Consider the following 12,207-nt stretch of genomic DNA (forward strand, 5'->3'; position numbering starts at 1 on the left):
GACCAGCAACATTCTGTTGAAGTGCTGGTGTTCGAGGGAATCGCTCGACTTGTTCGGCCATTCGAATACAGTGCGAGGGCGCGCGACCAGCCGTGCGTCGCGCGGCCCGATCCCCGGACGAAAGGCACCCCGGCGTGATGCCACTGTGGTCACGAGCCCAGCAGCAGGACTTCCGCAGCCGGGTGCGGGGCTGTCTGCTCGGTGGCGCGATCGGTGACGCGCTCGGTGCGGGCATCGAGTTCGAGTCGCTGGAGAAGATCCGCGCGGTGCACGGTCCGCACGGGGTGACCGGCTACATCCCCGCCTATGGGCGGCTCGGGGCGGTCACCGACGACACCCAGATGGTCCTCTTCACGGTGGACGGGCTGATCCGCGCCCACATCCGGCGGGACACCGGCAGCTGGCACCCGCCCACCGACCTCCACCTCGCCTATCTGCGCTGGGCCGCCACCCAGCGGGACTGGGGCCCGGACGAGCGCCGCGCCGACCTCGGCTGGCTCGGCCGCGAGGAGTGGCTGTACGCCCAGCGCGCCCCCGGGCAGGCCTGCCTGTCCGGCCTCTCCGGCCCGGACGCGGACCGCCTCGGCACCCTGGAGGTGCCCAAGAACCCGCACTCCAAGGGCTGCGGCACGGTGATGCGGGCGGCTCCGTTCGGGCTGCTCACCACCTGGGAGCCCAGCCTGGTGTTCCAGCTGGCGGTGGAGTGCTCGGTGCTGACGCACGGCCATCCCACCGGCTACCTCTCCGCTGGCGCGCTGGCGGTGATCGTCCAGACGGTGGCCCGCGGCGGCACCCTGGAGGAAGGCGTCCACCTGGCGCTGGCACTGCTCTCCGAGCGGCCGGCGCACGAGGAGACCACGGCGGCACTGCGGGCGGCGCTGGACGCGGTGCGGGCCGGGGAGCCGTCGGCCGAACGGGTCGAGGCGCTGGGGGAGGGCTGGGTCGCGGAGGAGGCGCTGGCGATCGGGGTGTACTGCGCGCTGGTCGCCCATGACGTGCGCTCGGGCCTGCTGCTCGCGGTGAACCACTCGGGGGACAGCGACTCCACTGGTGCGATCTGCGGCAACCTGCTCGGGGTGCTGCACGGGGACACCGCCCTGCCGCCCGGTCTGGTGGCCGGGCTGGAGGGGCGTGGCGCGCTGCTCGAACTGGCCGACGACTTCGTGCTGGAGCTGATGCACGGGCCGGAGCTGCACGGCCGGGACACCCCGGAGGGCGCCGCCTGGGCGACCCGCTACCCGGTGCTGGGCTGACGGTCCGCGCCGTCCGGCCCCGCCCCGTCCGGCTGCGCCCCCGGTCCCTGCGTTCCGCCCGTTCCGCCCGCTCCGCGCGGTCGGATGCGCCCGGAGCCCGGACACGTAGGTGCCCGTAGCGGTGCCCGCGGCCCCGGGGAGGGCGACGGACACCGCTACGGGCAACTGCGCCGAGAACGGTGCGACGGCTCAGAAGCCGCCGAACACCCCTGCTCCGGCATCGATGGCGAACGCCTTCCAGGCCTCGGCCGAGAAGTGCAGCTGCGGGCCCTGCGGATCCTTGGAGTCCCGCACCGCGACGGCGTCCGCAACCGGCGTGGCGATCTCCACACAGGCGCCGTTGCCGCCGCTGTGGGTGCTCTTCCGCCAGGTCGTCCCGTTCTCGAAGGTGGTGCTCATGCGTGGTATCCCTCTTCAATCGTGGCTATCAGTGACCGGCTCTCGACCACCCCGAGCGCCGCTGCCCGCAGGTGGTCGTAGAGACTGGTATAGCGGCGCACGTCGGCTTCCTTCTCCAGGTAGAGATCGCTCGTCACCCCTTCGAAGTAGACAACCGTGGAATCGGCTGACTCGGGGAACTCCAGCAGGGAGAATGTCCCGGTCATGCCGGGGTGGGCGCCGTGTGAGAACGGGATCACCTGGATCGTGATGTTCGGGCGCTGGCTCAGCTCCAGCATGTGCTTCAGCTGATCGGACATCACCGCCCGGTTTCCCACCTCGCGGCGCAGCACCGCCTCGTCTATGACGGTCCAGAGACTGCCGAGCTGGTTCTCGCCGTTGACGCGGTCCTGGCGCTTCATCCGGACCTGCACCCGCCGCTGGACGGAGAGCGCGTCGGTGTCCGGCTGGGTGCCCTCGACCACCGCCTGGGCGTACAGATCGGTCTGCAGCAGCCCGGGGACGAACGAGGACTCGTAGGCGCGGATCGACGAGGCCTCGGCCTCCAGGCCGATGTAGACGCTGTACGGGGTCGGCATGTCGTTGAAGTCGTGCCACCAGCCGCGCTGCCGGGACTCCCGGGCCATCTCCATCAGGCTGGCCCGCATGGACTCGTCGGTCACGTTGTAGACGTCACAGAGGTCGCGCACGTCCCGCTGGCTGATGCTGCGGCGCCCGTTCTCCAGTCGGCTGATCTTCGACTGGGAGACCATCAGGCGGCCGGCCACCTCCTCCGCCGTCATGGCCAGGCCCTCGCGCAGCTTGCGGAGTTCGGAGCCCAGGCGCCTGCGGCGCACGGTGGGGTTGATGTTCGCGGACACGTCGACCTCCGGCCGGACCTCTGGTGATCGTTGGAACGGCAGTCCTCGGAACACAGTGGAAATTGGGACCAACCCCCCTGACGTTGAGCAGCATGTCACCTTGGATCAGGTCGCCGCCGGGGAATCGCAGGAGCGCAGTAGAACACATCATCGGAAAAGCGCTTTGGCGAGACAGTGGGTGTTCCCGAGTGGTAAGGCGGCGGTACGGCTCGATCCGGTGGTGCTGCGGTGGCGGTGCGGTGGTCGTACGGGCGCGCTGTGCGTCCGTACACGTGCTGGTGGCACATGCTCGGGCGGACGGGACAGGACCTCGCGGAGATGCCCCGGCCCCGCCCGCTGGGACGGCGGAGGGGCGGCCGCCCGGCGACTTCCGTCGCGGGCGACCGCCCCTTCTTCCTGCTGGTGCTCACCGCCGGGTGGCGGCGCGGATGGTGTGGCGTGCGCCGTCCCGCACGCTGCCCCGGGTCGGCCCGGGTGGTGCTCCGGTCGCACCCGGGTGCCCGGCGCGGTCGTGCGGCAGGTGGTGCGGTGCTTCAGGCGGTGCGGCGCACCGGAGCGCGATGCGCGGTGGTGCGGTGGTGCAGTCGTGCGGCGGTGCGGTCCTGCGATGGTGCGGTCGGCGCTGTACCGAAGGTCCGGGTGGGCCGGGGCGCTGCCGCGCCGCCGCGGTGGGCGGCGCCCGGCTCGTGGCGGCGCGGTGTCAGCGCACGCCGACGCGAGGCGCCGCGACCCGGCCACCGCTGCCACTGCGGCCCGTCGCACGAGGACCGGGCCGGTCCGCGCCGATCGGTGCGCCGCTACCGCCCTGGGACGAACGGTTCTGCTGTGAGGGCAAGCCGTTCTGCACGTCCATCACGGCGTGCGCGACCATCCCGCCCAGTGGGTCGTAACGGATCAGGTCGCGCAGCCGTGACCGCGATGACCGGCCCTCGTTGCCCGGGTACAGATGCTTGCCCAGACCCACCGAATGGGCCAGCGCGGCCAGCGCGGCCGTCCGCGGGTCCGGCGGCACGCCGGTGCGGATCGCGGTGTCCAGCCGTTGCTTGATCGCGGCGTTGGTGCAGTCGTCGGACGCCTGATAGCGCGTCGTCGGCAGCACGCCGCACATCTGGCCGGGCACGGCCGTGACCATGCCGCACCGTTCGAGGTGCGCCAGATAGGTCTGCCTGAGCCCCAGCCGGGGCCCGCCGATCCAGTGCGCCGCGCGAACCGGGCTGCCGCGTCGGCGCAGCAGTTCCAGTGCGTGGTCCAGGGTCGGGTCGCCTGTCGGCCGTGGCAGTACCACGGCGATCCGATCGCCTTCCGGGACGATCCGTCCGGCCAGGGACAGCTCGACGAGCTGGGCCCCGGCGAGTCCGAGGTCGAGGGTCTGCGGCTGCGCCGTGGTGCCCGTGGTCGGGTCCAAGGCGAGCAGCAAGAGTTCCTCGGGAACAGTTCTGCGGCTCTTGCCCATCCAAGCCTCCCCGCGTGGATGAATGACAGCGTGACGCCTCTCACACGGGCTTGTCGAGTACGCCTCCGAATCGTGACCTTGCGGCGGTGGCGGGGAACCGACGGGGGCAGGCCCGGCGTCTGACCGGTGAACGGATCGCGGTGCGGCCGTGCGGCGGCAATAAGCGCCGGTCGGGCGGGGTGTGGGCGGCCGGAACGGTCGCCGGTGGCGGAGACTGTACAGGTACACGGGGCGGGGCGTCGGCTTCCCGAAATCGGGTCTGCCGGTGCCCCGCCGGGCGTTGAGGAGGCTGGGTTACGTGGGCGAGTCCCCCGACAGGGTGCTGCGGGACGGCGAGCGGAGGCGGGAGCGGGACGACGAGCGGGGCGGTGGCGTCGCCGATGCCGCCGTGCCGGCGACGGCCGCGGAACCGGCCGTGCCGGAGGACGCCGACGCCGCCGCGACGGACTCCGACGCCGTGCCGGACGCCGAGGCCGGCGCCGACGCGCCCGGGGGTTCGGGGGCCGACCCGGCGGCCGGTGCCGGCGCCGCGTCCAACGCTGCTTCGGATGCTTCGGCCACCGCTCCGGCCACCGCCTCGGGCGCCGCAGGCGCCGCAGCCGTTGAGCCGGCCGGGTCCACGGGCGGGGCCAGGCCGGGCTCCACGGTCCAGCTCCGCGTCCGGGATGTGGACAGCAAGACCACCATGCTCCGCCTGCCCGTGGACAACGCGACCACCGCGCTCCGGCTCCCCGTGGACAACGCGACCACCGCGCTGCGGCTCCCCGACGAGCTCCGTTCCCCGGCGGGCACCGACGCCGGCCAGGCGGATCCGGTGGTGGAGCCGTCGGCCGACGCGCCCGCCGGCAAGTCCGGGCGCCCGACCGGTCCCGACCCGCGTCTCGCGATGCGGACGGGATCCGCCGGCTCCGGGAAGCCCGCGGCCACGCCCGCCGGACCTGCCGAGCCCGCCGGATCCACTGACCCCGCCGAATCCGCCGGATCCACTGACCCCGCCGAGCCCGCCGAAGAGCCGAAGGCCACCGCCGGGTCGAAGAGTCCCGGGCGGCCGGCGGCCACCGAGCAGCCGAAGCCGCCGCAGCCCGCGGGCCGGGCCGCCCAGGTCGGGCAGACCGAGAAGTTGGAGAAGCCCCGGTCCCCGCGGACGCCCGGACCCGGCGCGGGCACCGTGCCCGAGCCGGTCCCCGAGCCGCACCCGGAGCCCCGGCCCGTCCCCGAACCGGAGCCGGCACCCGAACCGGAGCCCGCGCCGGCCCCGAAGCCGGCCCCCGCACCGGCCCCGAAGCCGGCCCCCGAGCCGCTCCCCACCCCCGACCCCCGGCCGCTGCCGCCCGCGCCGCCGCTGCCGAGGCCCGAGCCGCTGCCCGCCCCCGAGCCGTCGCCCCGTCCGGAAACGACGGCCGAGGCGATGGAGGTGCTGGCGGCGCTCAACGCGCGGCCCGTCTCGCCGCTGCGCCGCGCCCTCAAGCGGATCACCATCTGGACCGTCTTCCTGGCCGTCGTCCTCGGTGCGGCGGTGGTCGCCCAGCTGCTCCGCCCGCTGCCGGACACCAAGGTGAAGCTGACCGCCCCGGGCAGCTTCAGCTTCGGCGGCGACCCGCTCGACCTGGCCTGGCCGGCCAAGGGACAGTCGGCCGCCGAGGTGGTCGGCGTCGGCAGCCTCGGCAACTCCGGCCCGGAGACACCGGCCTCGATCGCCAGTGTCACCAAGGTCATGAACGCCTACCTGATCCTCCAGTCGCACCCGCTCAAGAAGGGGGAGAGCGGCCCGAAGATCACCGTCGACAAGCAGGCGGCCCAGGAGTCCGGCAACGTCGACGAGTCCCGAGTCACCCTCACCGAGGGCCAGCAGCTCACCCAGTACGAGGCGCTGGAGCTGCTGATGCTGCCGTCGGCCAACAACGTGGCCCGGCTGCTGGCCCGCTGGGACGCCGGCTCGGAGGACGCGTTCGTCAAGAAGATGAATGACGCCGCCGCCAAGTTCGGCATGGGCAACACCACCTACACCGACCCGGCCGGCTTCAGCCCGGAGACCAAGAGCACCGCCAAGGACCAGCTGAAGCTGGCCGAGCAGGTGATGCAGGACGCGATCTTCCGGCAGATCGTCTCGACCCCGGACACCACCTTCAACAACCAGAAGATCTCCAACACCAACACCCTGATCTCCCCGAAGAACGGCATCATCGGCGTCAAGACCGGCTCCAGCACCCCGGCCGGCGGCTGCCTGATGTGGGCCGCCTACAAGGAGATCGGCGGGGTGAAGCGGCTCATCCTCGGCGTCACCCTGGGCCAGCCGGCGACCACCGCCGAGCCCAGCATCCTCAAGATCGTCCAGAACGTCAGCGCCAAGCAGATCCAGGCCGCCCAGAACGGACTGACCGGCCAGACCCTCGCGAAGCAGGGCGACGTGGTCGGCCGGGTCGACGACGGGCTGGGCGGTACGGTCCCGGTCGTCGCCACCAAGGACCTCACCGCCGCCGGCTTCCCCGGCATCAGCGGCACCCTCACCCTGGACCCGGCGAAGATCGGCCACACGGCCAAGGCGGGGGCCCAGGTCGGTGTGCTGAGCGTGGGCGCGGGTGACAACAAGGTCGAGGTCCCGGTCGCCCTCCAGGCCGATCTGGCCCCGCCGTCCATCCTGTCCCGGCTGACCCGCACGCTCTGACCGCGTGCCCTGACCACGGGCACCGACCCGCGCGCAGACGCCAGCAGACCCCTCGGCGGGGGAACCGGTGCACCGGTTCCCCCGCCGAGGCGCGTCAGCCGGCCCGGGGTCCCCCGGTCTTGGGCCCGCCCGTGCCGCCCTCGTCCGCGCCGCCGGCTCCGGCCGCACCGTTCTCGACCTCGCCTTCCCCGTCCGCCTCGGCCGGATCCAGCCGGGCGCCGCCCCAGACGCCCGGCTCGGTACGGGAACCCAGCCAGTGCGCGATCGTCTCCTCCTCCGCGACCACCCGGCCCAGCGCGATCGCCAGCGTCAGCCCGGTGAACATCACGATCAGCCAGGAGAGACCCGTGAAGACCACCCCGTAAGGCCCGAACTGCGTCACGCTGTGCCCCATGGCGCGCGGCAGGTAGACCCGTGCGGCGATGCCCAGCCCCACCACCACCGCCCCGCAGAGCAGTGCCCCCGGCAGCAGCGGCAGCCAGCGCACCCGGCCGACCAGCAGCAGGTGCTGCGTCCACCACCAGAGCGCCGTGGCGTCGAGGAAGGTCAGCGGGATTCCCAGCCAGGCGCCCAGGCCGAAGCCGTCCCGTACCGGCGTCTGGAACACCAGGCAGACCAGCCACACCAGCAGCCAGACCAGCCAGCGCCAGGCCACCACCCGGGACCCCGACTTGGGCAGCTCCCAGCAGCGTTCGCAGACCCGTTGCATCGCCCGGCTCAGCGTCGTCGCCGAGATCAGCGTCACCAGCGCGCCGATCAGGCCGATGCTGGTCTCCTGGTCATGGCTGGTCTGCAGCATCTGCTGCAGCGACTGCTGCGCCGCGCCCTCCAGCCCCAGTTCCTTGCGGAGCGAACGCACCAGACCGTCGCGGACCGCGGCCGGGGTGAACACCGCCACCACGAAGAGTGCGGGCAGCGCGCTCAGGAAGGCCTGGGCGGCCAGCCGGGTCGCGCAGTCCAGGAGGTTGACCCGCAGCAGCTGGCCGATCGCCCGGCCCACCAACGGCACCTGCTCGGGGAGCCCGCGTGCCTGCCCGGCCAGTTCCGTCGAACGTTTCTTCAGCCGGGCCACCCGTCCGACCGGGTGCTCGCTCACAGGCGTCCTCCTGGGGCATGTCCCGACCGTGGACGGGCGGGCTGCCGGAAGCGCCCTGGTCACCGTGCTCCATGGTCACCCGACCACCGGACGGCCGCATCCGGGGCGGACCGCTGTCGTGGCGGTGCCGGACCGGGCGCGCGAGCGGGCCGGGCTCAGTGGGTGGCGCCGTCCAGCAGCGCGAGGGTCATCCCGCCGAGTGGTGTCACCCGTTCGGGTGGCCCGTACCTGGCCCGGAGGGCCCGCGCCTGGTCCGCCGGCACGACGGTCAGCGGGTCGGCGGTGTTGCCCAGCACGACCAGCCAGACGCGCTGCCCCGGCCCCAGGCACGCGACCGCCTGCGGACAGGTGGTCGGAAAGAGGTCCCTGGCCTGGACGGCGCTGCGGTCGACGAAGACCGGGTACGGCCGGACGCCCTTCGGCAGGTAGTAGGAGACGCCGTCCCCGACCATCGCCCACCCCTGGTCGCCGAGCGGAGTCGCCAGCCCGTCCCCGGGCCGGTAGCCGGCCGAGATCAGCGCGGCCGCCGCCCGGTACGGAGCACGGGACATGGAGTGCGAGCCCGGGTAGCGCACCAGGGACTGCGTGGGCAGCGCCACCACGGCGGGCACCGCGATCAGCCCGACGGCCAGCACCGCGCCCGCGGCCCGGACCTGCCGCGGCGTCCGGCTGCGCCGTGCGGCCGCCGCCACCGTCGAGTGGACCGTCTGCACCGCGCCGCCGGCCAGCGCCGCCCAGGCCGGCACCGTGAAGAGCAGGTAGCGGTCGACGAAGTATGAGGTGCTGCCCTGCGACACCAGCCAGACGGCGACCACCGGAAGCACCGCGAGCAGTAGCAGCTGGAGCGAGGGCAGCCGGTGCCCCGGCGCCACCAGCGCGAGCAGACCCAGCAGGACGAAGGTGTGGAACACCCCGGCCGAGCCGAACAACGGCTCACCGAAGTGCCGCAGCTGGTCGAAGGCCGGCGTGCCGACCCAGCCCAGCTGGCGTCCGGACTGCCGACTGCCCAGCACCACCACCGGCACCACCGGCAGCGCCGCCACCAGCACGGCCGACGGGTACTGCCGGAGCAGCCGCCGCGCCACGGCTCCGCCCGTCCGCCACAGGTGCAGCAGCACCACGGCCGACTGGCCGGCCAGCGTCGCGAACGCGATCAGGTGGCCGGTGCCCGCCACCGCCATCGCCACGCAGTACGGTGCCCAGCGCCGCGGCGTCGGCCGCTCCAGCGCGCGCAGCAGGAACCAGGTGGCCGCCGCGACCGCGCAGGTCACCACGGCGTACGAGCGGGCTTCCTGCGCGTACCGCGAGATCTGCGGCACCGCGGTGAACAGCAGCCCGCCGCTGATCGCCGCCACCCGGCCGCCGAACAACCGCCGCGCGGTGAGCGCCACGAACGCGGCGGCCCCGGCCATCGCCAGCACGGAGGGCAGCCGCAGCGCGATCGCGGAGTCGCCGAACACCGAGGTCCAGACGTGCATCAGCAGGTAGTACGCGCCGTTGCTGGCGTCCGTGTGCCGCAGCAGCCCGAGCAGATCGCCGGGCGAGCGGGTGGCCACCGTCCAGGTCGTCACCTCGTCGCGCCACAGCTCCGGGGTCCCGAGCTCGTAGCCGCCCACACAGAGCATCGCCAGCGCCGGCCAGAGCCACACCTGTCCCAGGGTCCGGAGGACCGGGTGCGGGAGGCCGGCTGATCTCATGGTGAAACGCCTCGTCCTTGCGGTCATGCGGTGCTGCGGGCGGGGCGGGGGGAGCCGTGCCGCGCCAGGCCGCCGGGGCAGGATGTGACGCCCCGTCGCCGGCGCCACCAGGACCTTTCCCATGCTCCCACCCGCTCGCGCACCCGTCGCGCGGACTCCGACGGCCCGGGCCGGGCCGCCCTCGGCCCCGCCCCGGTCGACGGCCGCCCCCGATCGACGGCCCTTCCCGGCGTGGCCACGCCCTGATCCGCTAGGCTGTCAGCGGTCGGCCGGGGCTCCTCGCACCATGCGCGCCGCCCGACCGCGAACGACCCCGCCTCAGTAGCTCAGGGGATAGAGCACGGCTCTCCTAAAGCCGGTGTCGCAGGTTCGAATCCTGCCTGGGGCACAACGAACGTGCAGGTCACAGGCCCTCCGCCGATCCGGCTGGAGGGCCTGTGGCGTTTCGGCGGGCTTTGTCGCCCACTCGGTCCCGCAGCCACAGCCACAGCCGCAACCGTTCCGGGCGGGGCGGCCCACCGGGTGATCAGGGGAGCGGCACCGCGCCGGTGGGGGCTGCCGTCCGGCGTGCTCCTGGTGGTGCGTCAGGGGTGGCCGGGTGGGTCGAACCGAGGCGCGACGGCTCCAGCGACCGCCGGACTGCCCGGTCGGGGCCGTGGTCGCCGCCGGCCCCGACCGGGAGGTCAGCCGAGGAGGGACTGCTCCCGCGTGGTGACGGGCGGCCGGGTGGCGAGGTCCTCGAGCAGGCTCTCGCTCTCGCGGGTCGCGCGCAGCACCTCCGGGTCGAGGTCGGCGACGACCAGCTCGCGCCGGTCCGGGCCGGCCTCGGCGAGGAGACGGCCGTCGGGGGACCAGACCGCGCTGGCGCCGCAGGTCTGCCAGCCGCCGGTGGCGCCGATGTGGTTGGCCAGCACCGTGTAGACGGTGTTGTCGAGCGCGCGGGCCGGGAACCAGGTGCGGGACTCGTGGTGCCCGTGGCCCACGCTGAACAGGGCACCGACCAGGTAGGCGTGGCAGCCGTCGAGGGCGGCCGCGCGGGCGTGCTCGGGGAAGCCGGAGTCGTAGCAGATGCCCAGGCCGAGCCGCCAGCCGTCGAGTTGGAGGGTGCGGCCGGTATCACCGGGGCGGTAGGTGTCCCGTTCGGACTTGAAGAGGTACTGCTTGTCGTACCGGGTGGCGAGCGAGCCGTCCGGGCCGAAGACGAGGGCGGAGATGCGCAGTTCGCCGTCGGCGTCCCGCACGGCCGCGCCGACGACGGCGGCGGTGCCGCTCTCCCGGCAGGCGTCGGCGATCGGTGTGAGCCGGGGGTCGCCGGGCTGGACGCTGTACTTGAGCGGGTCGGTCCGGATCAGCTCGGGCTCGTAGCCGGACAGGAACTTCTCGGCGAAGAGCACCAGGCGGACCCCGGCCGAGGCGGCCTCGCGGACCAGTTCGGCGACGGTCGCGACGTTGGCGGGGATGTCGCCGGCCACGGCCTGGGCCTGGGCGGCGGCGATCCGCAGCGGCCGGTCCGGGTGGTCGGGAGAGACGGTCGGGCGGTCGGGCGTCGAGGGGAGCGGCATGGCGGCCAGATTATGGGGTAGGCGGTGGGCCGGACGCGGTCGGGGGCACCACTTCCGCAGGCCCGGCACGCCGATCCGCGCCGACCAGAGCCACGCGCCGGCCCGGGTGGTCCCGCTCGACCGGTCCGGCGTCCGTTCCGCCGTCCGCTCAGCCGACCGCGCCGTCCGGGCGGTCGACGGCCTCCTCGAAGGCCGGGTCGTAGGGCACCGGCGCCGTCGGGGAGACCAGCACCCGCTGGACCCTCGGCCTGGTCCGCCAGTTGACCCGTCGGACGTCCCGGGCCAGCGCGCCGGGCCGCCAGAGTTCGACGGCGACGGTGACCGCGCCCAGGACGATCCCGGCGGCCAGCCAGCCGCCCAGGACGTCGCTCGGCCAGTGGACGCCGAGGGCGATCCTGGTCCAGCCGATCGTCAGCACCGTCAGCGCGGCGATCGAACAGGCGGTGATCCGTCCGCCGCGTGACGCCCGGTGCCAGATCAGTCCGACCAGGACGGCGCAGGTGATCGCGGAGGCCATCGCGTGCCCGGAGGGGAAGGCCGGCCCGCCGGCGTGCGCGACCGGGTCGGTGAAGTGCGGCCGAGGGCGGTCGAAGGAGAGCTTCAGCACCCACAGGAGGCCCCAGCCGATCAGGGCCTGTGCGGCGACCCAGGAGGCCAGCACCCGGGCGCCGATCAGCCAGAGCCAGACCGCGGCCACGCCGAGCAGCGTACGCATGGTGATGGTGCCGCCGATGTCGGAGAGCATCTGCACCGAGGCGACCCAGACCCTCCGGTCCCGGGCGTAGCCGTGCATGCCGTCGATCCACCCCTGGTCCAAGCCGGCGAGCGGCGACCACGCGGTCTGCACCAGGGCGGCCAGAACGGCGAACAGCGCGGTACAGCCCACCGCGAGCGCCGCGTGCCGAAGCAGGTGGCGATTACGCGGGGTGAGGGATGGCGAGCTGTTGGTCAGGTGCATGGCTGACACCTTCCCAGTGCGTCGTGCTGTTCGGATGCCGTGGCGATAGCGATTTGGCATCTTTTGTGCGGAGAACCTGCGTGCGCCGGGGCGCGGGCGCGGGCGGCTTCGAGGCGTGGACGCGGTGGGAGCGACCGTTCGGGGCGGGCGGCGCGGGAACGTGGGCGGCTGTCGGCGGGTTGAGAGAAGTGAAGAGTGTGCGAAGGAGTGGTCGGTGGCCCCGCGAAGGCTGTTCGCCCCTTCGCCCGGGGTGCGGGCCGGCCG

9 protein-coding genes and 1 tRNA gene are annotated in these 12,207 nt (G+C 73.7%); 3 read left to right on the forward strand and 7 right to left on the reverse strand.

What is annotated here, in order from left to right; all coding sequences use genetic code 11:
• Positions 1 to 137 precede the first annotated feature (137 nt).
• Positions 138 to 1,253 (forward strand): ADP-ribosylglycohydrolase family protein, encoded by a 1,116-nt coding sequence (locus tag ACIQTO_RS15330; protein ID WP_402388061.1) that lies wholly within the window; start codon positions 138 to 140, stop codon positions 1,251 to 1,253.
• A gap of 189 nt (positions 1,254 to 1,442) precedes the next feature.
• On the opposite strand, the gene ACIQTO_RS15335 is transcribed toward ACIQTO_RS15330, so the two are convergent.
• The 3 genes from ACIQTO_RS15335 to ACIQTO_RS15345 form a co-directional block, all read right to left on the reverse strand.
• Positions 1,443 to 1,652: a DUF397 domain-containing protein gene (locus ACIQTO_RS15335; RefSeq protein WP_380573943.1), complete on the reverse strand. Its 210-nt coding sequence runs from the start codon at positions 1,650 to 1,652 to the stop codon at positions 1,443 to 1,445.
• The gene (locus ACIQTO_RS15340) at positions 1,649 to 2,512 is read right to left on the reverse strand and encodes a helix-turn-helix domain-containing protein (RefSeq protein ID WP_402388062.1); all 864 of its coding nucleotides are present in this window, start codon (positions 2,510 to 2,512) and stop codon (positions 1,649 to 1,651) included. The genes ACIQTO_RS15335 and ACIQTO_RS15340 overlap by 4 nt, the downstream gene beginning before the upstream one ends.
• A 700-nt stretch (positions 2,513 to 3,212) precedes the next feature.
• Positions 3,213 to 3,965: a GPP34 family phosphoprotein gene (locus ACIQTO_RS15345; RefSeq protein ID WP_402388063.1), complete on the reverse strand. Its 753-nt coding sequence runs from the start codon at positions 3,963 to 3,965 to the stop codon at positions 3,213 to 3,215.
• A gap of 298 nt (positions 3,966 to 4,263) precedes the next feature.
• On the opposite strand from ACIQTO_RS15345, the gene ACIQTO_RS15350 reads away from it, so the two are divergent.
• Positions 4,264 to 6,630, forward strand: coding sequence for a D-alanyl-D-alanine carboxypeptidase (locus tag ACIQTO_RS15350; RefSeq protein WP_402388064.1), 2,367 nt, complete (start codon positions 4,264 to 4,266; stop codon positions 6,628 to 6,630).
• A 94-nt stretch (positions 6,631 to 6,724) separates the two neighbouring features.
• Here ACIQTO_RS15350 and ACIQTO_RS15355 read toward each other — a convergent pair whose 3' ends face one another.
• Positions 6,725 to 7,726 (reverse strand): YhjD/YihY/BrkB family envelope integrity protein, encoded by a 1,002-nt coding sequence (locus ACIQTO_RS15355; protein WP_402388065.1) that lies wholly within the window; start codon positions 7,724 to 7,726, stop codon positions 6,725 to 6,727.
• Positions 7,727 to 7,881: 155 nt separating this feature from the next.
• Positions 7,882 to 9,423 (reverse strand): glycosyltransferase family 39 protein, encoded by a 1,542-nt coding sequence (locus tag ACIQTO_RS15360; RefSeq protein WP_402388066.1) that lies wholly within the window; start codon positions 9,421 to 9,423, stop codon positions 7,882 to 7,884.
• Positions 9,424 to 9,738: 315 nt separating this feature from the next.
• Here ACIQTO_RS15360 and ACIQTO_RS15365 point away from each other — a divergent pair.
• Positions 9,739 to 9,811: transfer RNA gene (locus ACIQTO_RS15365), tRNA-Arg, on the forward strand.
• Positions 9,812 to 10,106: 295 nt separating this feature from the next.
• Here the strand turns inward: ACIQTO_RS15365 and ACIQTO_RS15370 are convergent.
• Together ACIQTO_RS15370 and ACIQTO_RS15375 are read right to left on the reverse strand one after the other, a co-directional pair.
• Complete coding sequence (locus ACIQTO_RS15370; RefSeq protein ID WP_402388067.1) at positions 10,107 to 10,985, reverse strand: carbon-nitrogen hydrolase family protein; 879 nt, start codon at positions 10,983 to 10,985, stop codon at positions 10,107 to 10,109.
• 148 nt (positions 10,986 to 11,133) lie between these two features.
• Entirely contained in the window at positions 11,134 to 11,943 is an 810-nt protein-coding gene (locus ACIQTO_RS15375) for a phosphatase PAP2 family protein (RefSeq protein WP_402388068.1), read from the reverse strand.
• Positions 11,944 to 12,207 lie beyond the last annotated feature (264 nt).

Source organism: Kitasatospora sp. NPDC091207, assembly GCF_044768625.1.
In the GTDB taxonomy this organism is placed as follows: Bacteria; Actinomycetota; Actinomycetes; order Streptomycetales; family Streptomycetaceae; genus Kitasatospora.